The sequence below is a fragment of the Testudinibacter aquarius genome (assembly GCF_004342725.1).
Classification (GTDB): Bacteria; Pseudomonadota; Gammaproteobacteria; order Enterobacterales; family Pasteurellaceae; genus Chelonobacter; species Chelonobacter aquarius.
Map to the genome: position 1 here is coordinate 114,707 of NZ_SMCP01000007.1, position 17,028 is coordinate 131,734.

Sequence of the window (17,028 nt, forward strand, 5' to 3'; positions counted from 1 at the left end):
AACAAATATTGGATTTTTTGATTAATTTTGTAAACCCATATTGTATCAATATTTATCAATCCAACTTTCCATTAACGTTTAAACCTATTGATCAAATTCAGAAACCGGAGGTCAGCTATGCTTTTCCGTTTAACCCCCTGCGCTCTTGTCGTCAGTGGTTGCTTTTTCGCCTTAAACAGTCCATCGCTTTTTGCCGCTGTCTCTACAACAGAACAGCAGCTGGACGAGATTATCGTTTCTGGTGAAAAAACCGAGCGATCAAAGTTTGAAACCAGTGCCAGCCTAGATGTCGTCACTGTCAAAGCGTTGCAGCAAGCTGGAGAAATCACCTCTACCACGGATCTGCTAAAGCAAACAGTGAATATTTTAGATACTGGCTTGGGTAATGATTTGCCGACAGTGCGAGGAGTGGATGGCTCGGGACCCGCAACCGGGGCTACGGCATTTTTTGCCGGAACTCGTCCTCGTTTAAATATGTCGATTGACGGACGCACCTCAACCTACGGAGAGTTGGCGCATGGCGTAAAATCACTGTGGGATATGAAACAGGTTGAGATCTACCGTGGTACACAAAGTTATGCGCAGGGACGTAATGCGATTGCCGGGGCGGTGGTGATGACCTCAAATGATCCAAGCCATGAATGGGAAGGGGCTGCAAAGTTGAATATCGGCAGCCAAGATAACCGACAAACGGCTGTGATGATTTCAGGACCGTTAATTGCCGATGAACTTGCCTTCCGGTTAAGCGTTGACCAACAACAACGAAAAAGCTTTGTTAATTTAATTTCTTACGAACCGGTCGGCAATCCACGTTGGTTCAAAACCACCACCGCCAGAGCCAAATTGCTATGGACTCCGTCAGCCTTTCCGGATTTTTATAGCCGTTTAACCTTTAACCATATTGATTCCAGAATCCCGCAAAATGAAGCCGGTAATCAGCCGCTCGTAACTGCGCGGTTCACACCGCAGCGCCCGGTAATCAAAACCGGTTCAACCAGCAGCATTTGGGATATTGGTTGGCAAGCGTCTGAGAACTGGAAATTTGAAAATAAACTGGTTTATTCAAGTTATGACAGCCGCCGTTTAACTCTGCCGGCACCCGCCGGTGCACCAGCCACCATAGACGGTAAAGAGCTGCAAATCGAACCGGTGGCAAAATTCAAAACATCAGATGATCAGTATTCCGGATTATTTGGTTTATTCTATTTTAATGCCAAACAAGATGAAACGGTTGATATTCGCACTTTCCATAATGTATTCAAAGATAAAACTAAAACGAAAGCCGTATTTGCGGAAATGACCTTTGCGCCGGATGAGCAATTTGATATTACATTGTCGGCGCGTTATGAGCAGGAGGGTCACCAACGTCATGGCGGTAGTGCGTTATTTAATATCAATAGGGATAAAAAATATCATGTTTTCTTGCCAAAAATGGATTTAGGCTGGAATGTGACTGATAAGCAGCGCTTAGGCTTGAAAGTCGGGCGTGGCTATAACCCGGGTGGTGCCGGGGTAACTTTTGCCAATCCGTTTACCGGTTATGAATATGAAGCGGAATATGTTTGGAATTACGAGCTTTACCATCGCTGGAATAGCCCGAATAATGATTTTTCTTTAAGCAGCAATCTTTTCTACAATGATTACAAAGATATGCAGTTGCCTTATTATTTATCTGCAGATTCGGTGGTGATTCGTAATGCTGATAAAGTGATCACCTACGGTATGGAAACAAATGCCGATTGGCAAGTTACCGCTAATTTAAACCTCCATGCCGCCGTTGGTTTGTTGAAAACCAAGATTAAAAAATATCCTGACAGTGGTATTCAAGGCAATAAATTGAGCCGTTCCCCAAGTTACACCATCAAGCTTGGCGGGCGTTACCATTTCCTGCAACATTGGGAATTGGGTGGCGATCTCTATTTTGTCGATCACTACTATTCCGAATTAACCAACAGTTCGGGGCGAAAAATTAAAGGCTATAACCAGACCAATCTCTATCTGGCATTTAACTTTAAACAGGGACGAGTGATGTTGTATGCCGATAATGTATTTAATGCGCGTAATGATATTTTTATGCCGACAGCGGATAGAGGTGAGGCATTTAAACTACAACCACGTGTGATCGGTTTATCCACCGAATTGAGATTTTAGCCATGAAGATTGGGGCTACAGAAACACAGCATGCGGCAATTTGCCGACCGGTTGCCGCTCAATTACGCTGGTCAATGGGATTGGCATCTCTCGCCCAGCTGTTGAAGTTAAGCATTTGGCTGGTAATGATTCAGGTGGTTTATCTTGCAGCACACAACAGCGGTTTTCCGTTTGGCTGGCTTTTGCTGTTATTGGGGCAGACGATTGTGTATTACACCTTGAAAATCAAGGCACATGATCAATCGCATTATGCTGCTTTTCAACTGGAAAAATTGCTGCGCCAACGTTTATCTCGTAAGATCAGTGAGTTGCCCCTCGGCAAAGTGCGGTCAATCGGCTCTGGCGCATTAACAAAAGTGTTGTTGGACGATGTGCGTGAACTGCATGTTTTTGTTGCCGACGCACCACCACTAAAAGCGGAAGCCTATACTACACCGATTTTCGTTTTGGTGGCATTACTGGTGCTGGATTGGCGCTTGGGTTTGATGGTTTTTGGTTTTGCGTTGTTGGTGATGTTGCTGTTGAGAGTGCTGTTTTCACGCGGAAAATTGTTCCGCCGTCAATATGGCGAAGCCTTGGCAAGTATCAACAGCGCGATTATCGAATATGTGCAGGGGATGAGTACGATCCGCACTTTTGATGCCGGTAACAGCTCCTACGGGCGTTTTAAAACCGCACTTAACCGTTTTAATGCGGTGATGGTCAGCTGGTTGAAACAGGTCGGCTTTGCCACTCGTTTGGCACGTAGTTTGTTTACTCCAATGCCGATGATGATGTTTTTAATTGTTATCGGAGTTTATCTGCATAGCTTAGCACTGCTGTCGTTGTTCAGTTTGTTTGCTTTTTTGATTTTGGCGGCAGGGTTAATTGAAACCATGCATCCCTATATGGGCTTATTTCATCTGCTGGAAAAATCCAGAGCGGCAATCGAACGAATTAACGAACTGGAAAATATGTCAAGCTTGCCAATCAGCCCAAATCCACAAAAGCCAAGCCGCTATGATATTGAATTTGAAAAAGTCAGTTTTAGTTATACAGCACAAGACCAAGCCGTGCTAAAACAACTGAATTTGAAGATTCCCGAACAGAGTTTTACCGCGATTATCGGTGCTTCCGGCTCAGGAAAAACCACCTTAATCAACTTGCTGCTGCGTTTTTGGGATGTGAGTTCGGGCAGTATCAAGCTGGGCGGCATTGATATTCGGCAGATTAACCCGCAGGATTTAATGACCCAATGTTCGGTGGTGTTTCAGGATAATTTTCTGTTTTCTTGTTCGATTGCGGAAAATATCAGCTACGGACTGGATAATGTTGAAGCGCAAGCCATTATTGAAGCGGCGAAAAAAGCCCATATTCACGATTTTATCATGAGCTTACCGCAGCAATATCAAACGCCGGTCGGCGAACGAGGGCAATTGCTTTCTGGCGGGCAAAAACAGCGCTTAACCATTGCCAGAGCCTTTTTGCAGAACCGTCCGATTTTAATTTTAGACGAACCGACGGCATTTTCTGATGCTAAAAATGAAGCCAATCTAGTGCAGGTGTTTAACGAGTTAATGCGTAATAAAACCGTGATTATGATTGCTCACCGATTATCTTCGATAACCTCAGCCGATCAAATCCTATATATGGAACAGGGGAGAATCATTGCGCAAGGTAATCATCATGATTTGCTGCAAAGCGCTTCGGCATACCGCACTTTATGGCAAGAATATCAACAAGCTCGCGCTTGGTCACTGCCAGCACAATCTTCATCTGCCACCATTTCATCAGCTACGGAAAACCTATGACGCTGCAAACTTATTTTAATCAAGCTACACAACACACCAAAGGACTGTATTTAACCTATAGCCATTTGTTACAGATGGCTGGCGGTCAAAAAAGAAAATTAACGAGTTGTTTAATCTTGTCAGCGCTGTCGGCGGCAGTTTTCGGTATCAGTATTGCGCTGCTATATCCGTTATTTAGTGCGATGGAGCGCAATAATACGCCTCAAATTCAATTTTATACCGCTGTGGTGTTGCTGTTATTAGTCTTAAGCATCGGTTTAAGAATGGTCGCCGACGGCTATGATACCAAAGGCTATGCCAACTTGGCGGTGTATCAGTTGCGTTCGTTGTTGGGCGATAAATTGCGCAAAGTGCCACTGGCGATCTTAAGTAGTTTTCGTTCGGGGGAGTTGAATTCGGTGTTGGTGCAAAGCGTGAATGAAGCCGCAGCCTATGCTTTCACCCTAATGACCACGATTATTTATGCCATCACGATCCCACTGGCGACCGCACTTGCTTTGCTGTTTTTCGACTGGCGCTTCGGTATGGTGATTTTGATCGTTTTTCCGCTGACGATTCCACTGTATTTATGGCGGCGCAAGGCATTTCGACGTGGTTTCAGCATTCTGGCGGAAGCCAACGAACGTTTAAAAGGCGAAGCGGTGGAGTTTATTCAGGGGTTAGAGGTGTTGAAATCGACCGCACAGCTGCATGATAAAATCAGCCGTTTTGATCAAGTAGCGCAAGATGTGGCCGTGATCCAGCGAATCGGCACCCAAAAAGGCGAAATTCCCAATTTAATTATTACTGCAACCGTGCAAATCAGCCTGTTGATTATTCTGATTTTCGGTTTGATTTGGAGCGGCAACGGTACAGCCAGTTGGTTGTTGTTGGCAACGGTGATGGTGATGATCGCCAGAGCCGCCGATGTGCTGAATTTTTTTGTACAAATGACCTCGCTGCTAGAAATTTTTGTCATTAGTTGTGAAAAACTAGATGCGATTATGCAGCTGCCGGAACTCGAAGAGAGTGAAAGTGCGGTGCTGCCGGACAACCATAATATTGTTTATCACAATGTCAGTTTTACCTATCCGAATCAGCCGGAAAAGGTGTTGAAAAATATCAACTTGCAGATTGCGCCAAATAGTTTCAATGCCTTTGTCGGTACCAGCGGTTGCGGCAAAACCACCTTGCTGCGGCTGTTACTGCGCTATGCTGATCCCGATAGCGGCACGATTAGCATTGGCGGTGTCGATATTCGTCAATTAAGCCAGGCACAATTGATGAGTATGATTTCAGTGGTGTTTCAAGATGTGTATCTGTTTCAGGATACGATTCTCAATAATATCCGCATGGCAAAACCTGATGCCGACGATGAAACGGTGATTGCGGCGGCTAAACAGGCGCAATGTCATGATTTTATCCAATGTTTACCACTGGCATATCAAACACCGATAGCCGATATCGGCAGCAATTTGTCCGGTGGCGAAAAACAGCGTTTGGCGATTGCAAGGGCAATTTTGAAAGATGCACCGATTCTGATTTTGGATGAACCGACAGCGGCATTGGATACGCACAATGAATTGGCAGTACAAAAAGCACTGGATAAATTAGTGAAAAACAGAACCATTTTGGTGATTGCCCACCGCTTATCCACCGTAGTTGGCGCACACCAAATTTGCGTCTTGCATAACGGACACATCAGCGAGCAGGGAACGCATTCGCAATTATTACAAATCAACGGGCGCTATGCAGAGTTTTGGCGTTATCAACAACAGGCTGAAACGACAATAGATTGAGCGTAAGTAATGGAAAAGCGAACCTTAACGTTGCAGGATTGGGCACTTTTGATCAGTAGTGCCACCTTTAAAACCAGTATTATCGGTTTTTATCTGATCGCCTTGATTACCATGTTGAAAGAGCAGGGCTTTACGCTTAATCAATTAAGTTGGATTTATATGCTGGCAGGTATTGAAGCCGCCGCTTGTATTATTTCGCCGCTAATCGAACGTTTTTCATTTAAACGTTTCGGGCATTTTAAAAGCTGGCTGTTTCTGTCTAATCTCGTGATGTTAGTGAGTTTTATCAGTTTATATTTTATCCAACCGCAACAACATTTCATCGCACTATTGTTGCTATGTGCGGTATTTAGCTTGATGAGTCTGTTTTTTAGCTGCGCGACATTAGGTTTAACTTGTTCGTTATTGCCGTTCAAAAAACGTGGCTATGGTGGCGCAATTCAAGTTGGTGGTGCTCGAGTCGGAAAAATGATCGGCGGCGGACTGGCGCTGTATCTGTATCAACATTTTGGTTGGTATTCGGCGATCAGTTTGATGGTGCTGCTGTCACTGTTGCTCGGTTTACAGCTACTATTTTATACCGAAGTTGCAGCAAGCGGCGAGCAGGCAGAAAAAGTGCGGTTGGGTTTTCTATTTAAACGTTTTATTGATTTTTGGCAGCGACCAAATGTTGGTTATCATTGGTTAATATTGCTGTTTTTTTCCTGTATTCCCAGCGCGTTAGTGGCGACCACGTTTATTCCACGACTGAATGAATTAGGCTGGCAGGCACAAAACATCGGCTTGCTGTTGGCAATTATTATTCCGTTGATCTGCATTGCTGTTTTACCGTTATCCGGCTATTTTTTACAAAAGTATCAACGTTTTCAGGTCATCAATACCATTTTACTGATACAAATTTTGCTGGTTGCTACGTTCTGTTTTAGCGAGCAACTGATCCGTCTTGATCAATATTTAATTATCTTGCCGATTGTACTACTTAGTGTGGCATACAGTTTTATGCTACCGATTATCCTGACAATGTTGATGGATAAAGCGGATTCCAAACTGGCAACGCTAGACACCTCACTACAATATACCATCGTATTATTAGGCGCTTATCTGGCGAGTTTTAGCGCGCTGCGGATCGTCAGCTTCGGTGGCTACACCAGTGTTTACCTGCTTGCCACCGGGTTTACGGTACTGATTTGGTTAATGGTATGGTTTAAAAGATCGGCGTATGCTTAGTGAGACTTGAAAGCGCGGTTTTGCGGTATGTGTTGTTTGATTATTGTACTTTGCTTGCATTTCAGTTTAAAAATTGCTTTACTTAGCTATTACACATTTCCATGCGGAGCAAGCAGGAAAACTGCCAGCTTATCATACCGATCCCTTTGATCGAATGCTGATAGCGCAAGCACAAGCTGAAGGTTTAATTTTTATTACTGCTGACGAAAAAATTCCACAATACGGAATTCAATTACTAAACCCTGCTGCCTGATAAAAAATACAAAGTGCGGTCAATTTTGAGCTGCACTTTGCCTAATTGTTATTTTCCTAAGGTTTCAATATACGCCGCCAGATTTTGGATATCCTGTTCAGTTAAACGGGCTTTCACTGTGTTGCCGCCGCCGTCGATTTCGCCGTTTTTGCGTTTGTGCAGTGCGCTGACAATCTCTGTTGCAGGCAGTCCGGCGATGATGGCGGAGCTGTTGAGCGCCTGTTTATCAGCATTGCGACCATGACACATTGCGCACAGTTGTTGATATTGGCGTTTGCCTTTGGCGATGTCGGCATCGGTAAGCGCAACCGCACTTTGCACTGTCAATAAGGCAACTATAAATGAACATAACTGTGTAAAAGTAAACCGCATTTTGGCAATCCTCATCAAAATGAATCCTATAACATCAAGTCTTATTTTGCTATTTTAGTTTTTAAACAGCGCACTAACCCGTTCGTGATCAAATCCTTCCATGCGTTGTTGCAATACGCCGTTGGTAGCGATCAGAAAGGATGTTGGGGTGCCGACAACTTGATAGCGTTCAGCAGTAATCCCTAGTTGATCTTTCACAACGGGCAATGTAATGCCATGCTGTTTAGCAACAGCGGCAGTGTCGGCATCTTTACCGTCGATATTGATCGCCAAAAAATCCAGTTTATCCGGTTGTTCTTGCTGCAAGTGCTGTAATGCTAGCATTTCAGCAATGCAACCACCGCAGCTTTCTGACCAAAAGGTGATAAACAACGGCTTTTGCTTGATCACATTTTCTAGTTTCACGGTTTCTCCATTGAGACTGAATGTTGCGAGCTCCGGTGCAGGTTTGCCGAGCGTTGCCGATTGTGGTTCGCAGGCGCTTAATAATAGACATGCCAAACTGAAGGTAAGCGTTTTGAGTAGTGATTTCATAAATTGCCTTTAATGTTGCTTTATGTGTTGTTCTTCGTGTAAAAATTTGCCGTGTTGCAGGAAAATAGTGCGGTGTGCCAGCTTGCCCAATTCCGGATTGTGGGTGACCATCACAATCGTGCGTCCTTGTTGATTCAACTCAGTCAACAGCTGCAAAATTAAGCGCTCGTTAGTTTCGTCCAAGTTACCGGTCGGTTCATCGGCAAAAATTACCGGCGGACGGTTGACCAAAGCACGTGCGATACAAACCCGTTGCTGCTCGCCGCCGGAGAGTTGGCTGGGCAGATGGTTGATTCGATGCGCTAAGCCGACTTGATTCAGCACCGCTGTTGCCGATGGTTCATCGGTGACGCTGTGATAGTGTTGCGCCAACATTACATTTTCAAGTGCGGTCAGATAGGGAATTAAATGAAACTGCTGAAACACCAAACCGATTTTTTCGGCACGGAAACGTTGGCGTTGCTCTTCGTTCAGCTGAGCGGCATCAACACCATCGAGAATCACCTTGCCGTCACTGGCAGTGTCTAAACAGGTGAGAATATTCATCAAGGTGGTTTTGCCGGAACCGGACGCACCCATAATTGCTACGAATTCACCGGCGGCAATTCGAATATTAATATCGTCAAGTGCGGTCACTTGTCCGAAGCGTTTGACTAAATGTCGGGTTTCAATCACCCAATTTTCCTTGTTCATACTTTTCCTTGTTATTCGCCTTTTAATTATTTGTCTTTCAATTATTCGCCTTTTAAGACGTTGGCAGTTTCAATTTGTAATGCGCGTCGGGTCGGTACAATTACTGCCAGTAGGGTGACGATCAATGAGAGCAGCAGTGTGATCGGAATCACCGGCAGTCGCAAATCAATACTGGATTTAAACACGGCAATGCCCAAGATTTGCGCCAGAATATAGCCTAATACCAAGCCGACAATAGTCGCCAACAGTGCGATTAGCAGGGTTTCAGTGGTGATTTGTTTGATAATGTCGCGGCGTTTGGCGCCAAGCGCTTTTTGTAGCGCGAACTCTTTGGCACGCTCGGCGATGATCGCGATTAGTGTGGTATTGACACACAATGTCGCCAGCACCAAGATAACTAGCGAAATCAAGCCCATCAAACCTTTGATCTTATCCAAAATTTGCCCTTCGGATGCCGAAACTTTGCGAATCGGGCGAATTTCCAGATCGGGATATTGCTGACGCAGTTGCTCGGCAAACTGCTCCACTTGTCCTTGCTCGTTTTTAACGCTCAATAGCGCATAGCTGATCTTGTTCGATTTGTTCAGCCACTGTTGTGCGAACTCCAAATTGACGATCAGCATATTGTCAGTGGCATCACCGGCTTCGATAATCGCTTTAATATTAAATTGTTGTTTTTGTTGTTGATCGTTGCTTAACGTAATACTATCGCCAACATTTAAATGCAGTCGTTCTGCTAATGTTTTGCCGATCATCACGTTGCGTTGATCAAAATTGACCCCGATTTGCTGTCCGTTGATTTGCCAGTAGGGTGCCAGGGTCGGCATAGTGTTAAACCAAACGCCCATAATCACGATTTTTTCCAGTTCGCTGCGAGTGATGCCGTATAAATACGGGCCGGCAGCATTGAGTAATCCCTGCGGAGCTTGTTGGATAATCTGTTCGAATTGCGCTTGTGACATCAAGTTTTGATGTTGCGAACCGATATAAAAATTAGCGCCGAAGGTGCGCAATTCTTGGCTCATTTTGCTGTTAATATCAAAATAGACTGCCGACATTGCAGTGACAATCGCTGCACCAACGCTTAATGCCGCAAAGATAATGGCTACCCGCTGCAAGCGTAATCGCAGGGCACGCAACACTAATCGCCAAAACATATTATCGCCCATACAGCACCTCTATCGGATAAAGTTTGGTAATGCGGTGTGCCGGAAACCATGTGCCGATAAGTGCGATCAACACCGATAAAAACAGTACGCATGGCACCACAATCCAAGCAAACGACAGCGGTTGCCCGAACAGAGCATCGCCGATGATGCCCGAAAGTCCCCACCCTGCCAAACAGCCGAGTAGTCCGCCGAGAATACCGCTGAGAGCCGCTTCACTGTAGAACAGCAGATTAATTTCAGTTTGATCTGCTCCCAAGGCTTTCATCAGACCAATCTCTTTACTGCGTTCAATAATATTACTGGTCATCAAAGAGGCAATGCCCATAGCTGAAGCCAGCAGTGCCGCCAATGTTACTACCGCCAACAGCAACTGAATTTTTTCAATCACCACGCCTTCGGAAGCTGCCACTTGCCAAATCGGGCGAACAACAGCGCCGGAAACCGCTTCTTCCAGTTGGTGGGCAATCGAGGAAACATAAGCAGTACAGTACCAACGGTCATACTCTTCCGCATCCAACGCTTCCAGATTTTCACGTGCTTTGCGTGACAAATCATTTTCCGGCACGGTCAATGCCGAAACTTTCACTGATTGTACTTTGCCATGTAGATTCAAGCTGTTTTGCACTGCTTGCAACGGCACAACCAATTGATTTTCTTCGTTGCCGCCACTGGATAAAATACCGCTGACCGTTACCTGCAAAAGTGCGGTCGGTTTATCGTTGAACGGCATTAATTGCAACCGATCACCAATATGAATATTGGCATTGGCGGCAAGTTGACGACCGACTAAGGCTTGAGTGGCAAATGCTGGCATCTCGACCGCACTTTTATCACTGTCATCAGCCCATTGTCCTTCTACTTGCCAATATGGGCTGATGATTTTTTGTCCGGTGTGGTAGTCAGGATCGTCCGGAATGCCGATTGGATAATCAAAAAACGTACCTAACACGCTGATATCCTGTTGCACTGTTTGCCCGTTGTGGCTGATCAGCTCAAAAGGGGCATTCAATTGTGGTGCAAAACCGACAATATTATTGCCCCAAAAGATGTCTTTAATATTCGGCAGTTCTTTTTCGTCTAAAAAATCTTGTCCCAGCAACAGATTTTCCCGTTCTTGATCTACTTGTGGCAGTGCTGCTTGAGCAGCAGGCTCGATCAAAATATTGGCACCGTAGGATTTCAGCTCTTTTGCCATTTTATCGCCAATATCAATCGACACCGCCAGCAGCGCAGAGACCAGTCCGGCCGCCAGAAAAATGGTGAAAATCGCTAAGAATTTGCGGCGCAGTCCGTGTTTCCAAGATTGCAGCAACATACGCAGCAGCATGGCTATTCCTCCGTCGATTCGCGTTGTTTGTGTTTGGTTAAATAACGTTCGGGGTTGTCACGGAACTGATTCAGATTCTGCTCCGAAGCAAAAAAGTAGCTTTTACCGGCGTAGCTATATTTGAACTTGGCTTCGGTATTGATCAGTTTAGTACCGTCCACCGGATCAGTCACGTCCAACTTGACGATGGTTGAAAAGTAATTTAAGCCCTCTTCCAAACTTTTTTTATCGATAATCACCTGGGTCTCGGTTTGTTGCCAATCATTAATCGGCACCGGGTTGCAGCCGCCAGGCTTGCCGATTGACGGAATAAACATATGTACGCCACACGCCACGCAAACCACTTGGTTGCCTTGCATTACATAACCCTGATCGCCGCACAACAAACAGGCATCGAACACCACGCCCAAACTGAGCCGATCACTTAAGCGGTTAATAATAAAGAAACGCACTGCTTTGCCTTCATCAGAAATCCAGACAAAGCGGTGTAATTTGCCGTCGCTGACCTGTTTGATATCAATATGAATCTGATCATTGTCTGACAATGTTACCGGGGTGGCTTCTGAGAGCCGCGGCGGTTGTGAAGCAATGTTATCCCAATAGCATTGCGCGCTAATAACGATTAATGCCAAGATTAAACCGGACAGGGTGATACGTCGTGCCTGTCGGTAACGTGCGGTTTTTTGGCGTTTTTCGATTAAGTCGTGCTGTTGTTTAACAGCGTGTCTGCGTGGTTTTTGCACTTTAACCCAAAACAGCAGAGTTATCCCTAAAATGATGATTGCGATTAAATAGTTATTATAGAGCGTTAAATTCAAGGTTTTGGCAACAAAACTCAGCAACCCTTTATCCAAATCCACCAGCTGCAATTTGATCAGCGACAGCAAAATTTGCCCACTTAGCGGCAGCAGTAACCAAAAGATCAATAACACGATAGCCAGCATACGCAGATAGTGTAATGCGTGTTGGCTTTGTGCCAATAGGACAGCAATCCAGTTAGCGGCGAGCAGGCAAAACAGAAGTGCGGTTGCGATGGTAAACAGATTCAGAATAAAGTCGGTGTTAATGATTTCAGTGGTGGTGATGGCACTAAGATTAGGATTTTGCGCCCAGAAAATACCGCAAAACAGTAATAATCCGATTTGAGCCAAGTACAGCAGGATTCGCCGGTTGAGTGGCGCAGCAATCAGACTAAAAAGTAAAACAGAAGCGTAGAGTAGTGACAATGCCAACTTGAGGGTTTGGTTGGGGGTTAGTAGCTGCCAGAGCAAAAAACCGACACAAAGTGCGGTCAACGAAAGCCAGTGCAAGGCTTTATCGGGAATATTGCGCTGTGCAGGCCACAGCTGGCTTGCCCACAGTAGTCCGCTCAGCAGACTGAACGGCAGCAGTAATTGCAAAACAGATGTAAAAAAATAGTTCATTCCAACAACCTTATTGATATTTTTAAACCCGCTTGAGCTTGAGCCATCAAACGGGTTTAAAAACAAAAATACGCCACGCCGAGTAGTGGCGCGGCAAAGTGCGGTTATACTTAATTCAAACCGGTGTACTTGAATTCAAAAGCGGCATCAAACGGTTTCCACCAACGACCAACCCCGGTTTCGTTGTCGGTGTGGCGGTGTAATCCGGCTTTTGATGGTGGCTCAATATGATAAGTGACTTTATAGTTACCAACGCCCATCATTTTGATATTCGCCCCGTAGTGCGGACCATCGCCGGCAACCATCGGCATGAAGGTACCTTGTTGTTTTTCGCCGGTATCCAGATTTTCCAACGTATAATTAATGGTCAAATACGGCATCCATTCGCCAGCGCCGAAGCCGTTTTTATTGCCTTCAATCGCATGAATATCCGCTTCCAAGTGAATATCGGATTTGGCAGCAGGCAAGCCCATGCCACGTGGTTCCATGTCAATCGGCTGCAAATAGACTGCTGCAATTTCCATTTCGTTCATGGTAATCGGTTCTCCTGCCGGATACTCTTTAAATGCCAGCGCAGAGGTGGCGGAGAAAATACCGGCTAACAGAGTAGCAGTGATGAATGTTTTCTTGAAATTCATAAAATACCTCTAAAAAGTTTAGTGTGAAATATCAGTTAACACCTGTTTTTTAGCAGCGCTCTTCATATAAAACAGGGCGAAGATAGCGGCTAAAATTAACACGGCTTGTGGAATCAAGGTTTCTAAATAAGGATAAATTCCAAGCCAGGCGATTTCAGGAAAACCGGACAGCAGAGTGGGCTGTATCAGTTTTCCTTCGATTAGCTCCAATACGCTTTTGCCGGCAAACACAAATGCCATCAAATACATAAAACTGCCGGTTAACATAAAAAACGGTTTTAGCGGCAGTTTTACGACGGTAAAACGCATAATAAAATAGACAATTAACAACAATACTACGCCAACGATAATTCCGCCTAACAGATATAAATAACCGTCGGCAGATTGAATATCTCCCACTAATGCGTAGTAAAACAATACGGTTTCCGCTCCTTCGCGATAAACCGCCAAAAAGCTGGTCAGCCACAGCCCGATGAGTGAGCCGGTGGTTAAAGAAGTTGACAGCTTGCCTTCCAAATAGCGTTTCCAATTTTGCGCTTCCACCTTTGACAGCAGCCAATAGCTCATCATAAACAGCATGATCACGGCAAAAATCATGGTGATCCCTTCCAGTAATTCACGATTAGCGCCAGAGTTTTCAAACAGCAGTTGGAAAATAAAGGCGGTAATCACACTGGCGATCAGGGCGATAATCACCGATTGACGAATCACCGGCAGCTTGTCCTGATGCTGATTTTTTACCAGATACGCCACAATGGCCGCCACAATCAGCAACGCTTCCAAGCCTTCACGCAGCATAATCAACAGGCTATACACAAAAATGGACCATGCGTTGTCATTTGTTTGTTGCAACAGCCCGACCGCACTTTGCAATTGCTGTGATAAGCCACTGGCTTGTTGTTGCAAGTTTTCGAGCGGCTGTTGCGCTTTCATTTGCCCCACCAAACGCGTGAAAAAACCTTCCAGCGTAGTTTTTAGCTGGCTGTCGCGCGAGCCGACGCTGCTTTCCATGCCGGAACTTTCGAACACATCGAAATAGGTATCTTGCACCGCAATAATCGCCTCATCACGCCTGCCTTGCTGATAAAGCCCAAGTGCTTGCTGAATGCCGTGATTCACGTCGGCGGCAACCTGTTGCCAATCTTGTGAGTTGTCGGTTTGTGGTTGTTCGCTGGCGGTTGTTTGCAGCAGCTGTGCTTGTTTGGTGATCGGCAGATTCGGCAGTTGCTCTTCAATGTCTTGTAGCAATTGAGTGCTTAAATAGCCTAACTGAGTCAGATTGTCGGCTTGTTGTGTGGCTTTGATTAAATCGTAAAATTGTTGGTTGAGGGCAGAGGACTGGCTGGAAGAGCGGTTTTGGCGAATCGCCATTTCCATTTCGGAGTTTTTGTAGCCCTCATACTGTGCCTGTTGCACCGACTTTTTGGCTGTGTCTAAATCCCCGTGTTGATAAGCAGTGATGGCTTCAGCCAACCGATCGTCGATAATTTGGAAACTTTGCTGCCAATATGCCGCAATCTCACTGTTTTGGTAGGTACCGTGCTGTGTTTCGGCAGTCAGTTGATGTCCGTCGTTCAGTACAGTGGTCAATTGATTGAGCTCGCTTTTTAGCCAATCAATTTTACCGGCGATGACTGATTCGGGCTGATTTTCGGTGATCATTTTGCGAATTTCGCCGAAAGTCGCTTCCAATTGATAGCTTTTCTGTGCTGAAATATTGATCCGAATAGGACCTTCCAGATTTTCAAACACCTCGAAATACGCCATCTGTACCGCACTTTTGGCTTGGTTTTTCTCGCCTTGCCGATATAGCGACAACGTATTGTCCAAACGCTGTTCAATGTCTTGGATATAGCCTTGATAGCGGTTGTCAGCAGCAACTTGATCGGCTGCTGCATTGAACGTGAGCGATAGAAGGATGGTCAGTAATAAATAGTTGAGTTTTTTTAACATATTATTAACGCGAGTAAAAATGAGAATTCTTATCATGGTTGTGAGACTAATTATGAGCTGATCGGATTTTATTTCAAGCGGATTTTTAATAATATTTGCGCTAACGCAAAAAATATGACTTCAGTAAGTGTGTGCCGCATGATCAGCGGTGTTTTATCCGAAAACAACCGCGATGAATGCCATTTGTCAGCATTAGCATAAAAGTGCGATTTCGAACAACTGAAACTGAAATATAATCAAAAATAGCAGATTTTTTGTTAGATAATCTTCACTGTTACAACAAAATCTTGCTCGAAATCACAAAATTAAGATTTAATTATTGCAATGCTTGCGCTTTCACGACCTTTCGAGTATCTTACGCCGCACAATAACGAGTGCTATCTCAATAGCCATATATTTGCTTTCCGAGTAGTGCCCATCCATATGGGCACTTTTTTTATTCAATAAATCTGAAATTTGAGAAAATCGCGTGAAAAACAAAACCTTAGGCGGCACATTATTGGTCGCAGGAACTACCATCGGCGCCGGTATGTTGGCGATGCCGATCACCTCCGCCGGTATGGGCTTCAGCTTTACTATCATTCTGTTGTTGATCCTGTGGCTGCTGCTTTCTTATAGCGCGTTGCTGTTTATTGAGGTTTATCAAACGGCTCGGATCGATGACGGTTTGGCAACGCTGGCAGAACAATACTTCGGCGCTTTCGGACGAATTATCTCAACTTTATCGCTGCTGATTTTTATGTATGCGATTTTGTCTGCCTACGTCACGGGTGGCGGCTCGCTGATCAACGGCTTGTTGTCGGCAGGACTAGGGTATGATACCGGCAAACTCAGCATTATTTTGTTTACCGTAGTGTTGGGTATTTTCATTATTATCGGCACATCGAGTGTTGATGCGGTCAATCGCTTGTTCTTTTTCAGTAAAATCGCCGTTTTCCTGTTTGTGTTATTAATGATGTTACCGCGTGTTTCGATCGATAATCTAATGGCAATGCCGATTAACAATGCGCTGATGTTGTCAGCCGCTCCGGTATTTTTCACCTCTTTTGGCTTCCATGTGGTGATCCCCAGTATTGTGAAATATCTGGAGGGGGATATCAGACGGCTGAGAATTGCTATATTGGTGGGCACCGGTATTCCGTTGTTTGCTTATTTATTATGGCAGCTTTCCACTCACGGCGTATTAAGTCAAAGCCAATTTTTGCAGATTTTACAGCAAGATCCCACCTTGAACGGCTTGGTGAATGCAACTCGTGAAATCACCGGCAGCACGGTGTTGAGTGAAGCGATTCGAGTGTTCTCATCGTTGGCGTTGATTACCTCCTTTTTAGGGGTCGCATTGAGCCTGTTCGACTGTTTAAAAGATCTGCTTAATCGAGTCAAAGTGCGGTCAAACCGTGCTTCATTGGGCTTATTAACATTCCTGCCGCCACTGGTGTTTGCGCTGTTTTATCCTGAAGGTTTTATTATGGCACTCAACGGTGCTGGGGTGATGTTTGCTTTTTACGGTCTGGTATTGCCGGTCGGCTTGGCGTGGAAAGCACGACGTCAATCACCTAATTTGGCGTATCGGGTATGGGGTGGCAATCCGTCGCTGCTGTTTGCCTTATTATTGGGCATATTGATTATTGCAATTCCATTTCTGGTGGATAAAGGTTATTTGCCACATGTGATTGGTTAATAGTTAATAAAATCAACAGCAAAAGACGCTAGCAATAA

General features: G+C 45.0%; 14 protein-coding genes. 6 read left to right on the top strand and 8 right to left on the bottom strand.

The genetic code is table 11. The features are described 5' to 3' along the window. Window positions 1-117 precede the first annotated feature (117 nt). The 5 genes from EDC16_RS08730 to EDC16_RS08750 all read left to right on the top strand — a co-directional run bounded on the left by EDC16_RS08730 (window position 118) and on the right by EDC16_RS08750 (window position 7,199). Window positions 118-2,151 carry a TonB-dependent receptor gene (locus EDC16_RS08730; protein WP_132967463.1) on the top strand — a complete coding sequence of 678 codons (2,034 nt, stop codon included), beginning with the start codon at window positions 118-120 and terminating at the stop codon, window positions 2,149-2,151. Between the two features lie 2 nt (window positions 2,152-2,153). Then, window positions 2,154-3,941, top strand: coding sequence for an ABC transporter ATP-binding protein (locus tag EDC16_RS08735; protein WP_132967464.1), 1,788 nt, complete (start codon window positions 2,154-2,156; stop codon window positions 3,939-3,941). Further along, a complete protein-coding gene (locus EDC16_RS08740; protein ID WP_232517205.1) occupies window positions 3,938-5,719 on the top strand; it encodes an ABC transporter ATP-binding protein in 1,782 nt (593 codons plus the stop codon). Before EDC16_RS08735 ends, EDC16_RS08740 begins: the two co-directional genes overlap by 4 nt. A gap of 9 nt (window positions 5,720-5,728) precedes the next feature. Beyond that, entirely contained in the window at window positions 5,729-6,946 is a 1,218-nt protein-coding gene (locus EDC16_RS08745) for an MFS transporter (RefSeq protein WP_132967465.1), read from the top strand. Window positions 6,947-7,019: 73 nt separating this feature from the next. Then, window positions 7,020-7,199: a type II toxin-antitoxin system VapC family toxin gene (locus EDC16_RS08750; RefSeq protein ID WP_132967466.1), complete on the top strand. Its 180-nt coding sequence runs from the start codon at window positions 7,020-7,022 to the stop codon at window positions 7,197-7,199. Between the two features lie 48 nt (window positions 7,200-7,247). Here EDC16_RS08750 and EDC16_RS08755 read toward each other — a convergent pair whose 3' ends face one another. From EDC16_RS08755 to EDC16_RS08790, 8 genes are all read right to left on the bottom strand, one after another. After that, a complete protein-coding gene (locus EDC16_RS08755) occupies window positions 7,248-7,586 on the bottom strand; it encodes a c-type cytochrome (RefSeq protein ID WP_132967467.1) in 339 nt (112 codons plus the stop codon). A gap of 39 nt (window positions 7,587-7,625) precedes the next feature. Then, window positions 7,626-8,105 (bottom strand): TlpA family protein disulfide reductase, encoded by a 480-nt coding sequence (locus EDC16_RS08760; protein ID WP_132967468.1) that lies wholly within the window; start codon window positions 8,103-8,105, stop codon window positions 7,626-7,628. Window positions 8,106-8,114: 9 nt separating this feature from the next. Continuing rightward, the gene (locus tag EDC16_RS08765; RefSeq protein WP_132967469.1) at window positions 8,115-8,798 is read right to left on the bottom strand and encodes an ABC transporter ATP-binding protein; all 684 of its coding nucleotides are present in this window, start codon (window positions 8,796-8,798) and stop codon (window positions 8,115-8,117) included. Window positions 8,799-8,839: 41 nt separating this feature from the next. Beyond that, a complete protein-coding gene (locus EDC16_RS08770) occupies window positions 8,840-9,955 on the bottom strand; it encodes an ABC transporter permease (protein ID WP_132967501.1) in 1,116 nt (371 codons plus the stop codon). A 1-nt stretch (window position 9,956) separates the two neighbouring features. Beyond that, a complete protein-coding gene (locus tag EDC16_RS08775) occupies window positions 9,957-11,294 on the bottom strand; it encodes an ABC transporter permease (protein WP_132967470.1) in 1,338 nt (445 codons plus the stop codon). Between the two features lie 2 nt (window positions 11,295-11,296). Beyond that, window positions 11,297-12,718 carry a Fe-S-containing protein gene (locus EDC16_RS08780; protein WP_132967471.1) on the bottom strand — a complete coding sequence of 474 codons (1,422 nt, stop codon included), beginning with the start codon at window positions 12,716-12,718 and terminating at the stop codon, window positions 11,297-11,299. Window positions 12,719-12,828: 110 nt separating this feature from the next. After that, on the bottom strand, window positions 12,829-13,356 hold the full coding sequence (locus tag EDC16_RS08785; protein ID WP_132967472.1) for an iron transporter: 528 nt from the start codon (window positions 13,354-13,356) through the stop codon (window positions 12,829-12,831). A gap of 18 nt (window positions 13,357-13,374) precedes the next feature. Next, window positions 13,375-15,309: an FTR1 family iron permease gene (locus tag EDC16_RS08790; RefSeq protein ID WP_132967473.1), complete on the bottom strand. Its 1,935-nt coding sequence runs from the start codon at window positions 15,307-15,309 to the stop codon at window positions 13,375-13,377. A gap of 469 nt (window positions 15,310-15,778) precedes the next feature. Here EDC16_RS08790 and EDC16_RS08795 point away from each other — a divergent pair, with 469 nt between their 5' ends. Next, window positions 15,779-16,990, top strand: a complete 1,212-nt coding sequence (locus EDC16_RS08795; RefSeq protein ID WP_132967474.1) for an aromatic amino acid transport family protein — start codon at window positions 15,779-15,781, stop codon at window positions 16,988-16,990. Window positions 16,991-17,028 lie beyond the last annotated feature (38 nt).

Coding starts and splice junctions, on each gene's coding strand:
- EDC16_RS08730 (WP_132967463.1), top strand. CDS start 118: ATGCTTTTCCGTTTAACCCCCTGCGCTCTTGTCGTCAGTGGTTGCTTT.
- EDC16_RS08735 (WP_132967464.1), top strand. CDS start 2,154: ATGAAGATTGGGGCTACAGAAACACAGCATGCGGCAATTTGCCGACCG.
- EDC16_RS08740 (WP_232517205.1), top strand. CDS start 3,938: ATGACGCTGCAAACTTATTTTAATCAAGCTACACAACACACCAAAGGA.
- EDC16_RS08745 (WP_132967465.1), top strand. CDS start 5,729: ATGGAAAAGCGAACCTTAACGTTGCAGGATTGGGCACTTTTGATCAGT.
- EDC16_RS08755 (WP_132967467.1), bottom strand. CDS start 7,586: ATGAGGATTGCCAAAATGCGGTTTACTTTTACACAGTTATGTTCATTT.
- EDC16_RS08760 (WP_132967468.1), bottom strand. CDS start 8,105: ATGAAATCACTACTCAAAACGCTTACCTTCAGTTTGGCATGTCTATTA.
- EDC16_RS08765 (WP_132967469.1), bottom strand. CDS start 8,798: ATGAACAAGGAAAATTGGGTGATTGAAACCCGACATTTAGTCAAACGC.
- EDC16_RS08770 (WP_132967501.1), bottom strand. CDS start 9,955: ATGTTTTGGCGATTAGTGTTGCGTGCCCTGCGATTACGCTTGCAGCGG.
- EDC16_RS08775 (WP_132967470.1), bottom strand. CDS start 11,294: ATGCTGCTGCGTATGTTGCTGCAATCTTGGAAACACGGACTGCGCCGC.
- EDC16_RS08780 (WP_132967471.1), bottom strand. CDS start 12,718: ATGAACTATTTTTTTACATCTGTTTTGCAATTACTGCTGCCGTTCAGT.
- EDC16_RS08785 (WP_132967472.1), bottom strand. CDS start 13,356: ATGAATTTCAAGAAAACATTCATCACTGCTACTCTGTTAGCCGGTATT.
- EDC16_RS08790 (WP_132967473.1), bottom strand. CDS start 15,309: ATGTTAAAAAAACTCAACTATTTATTACTGACCATCCTTCTATCGCTC.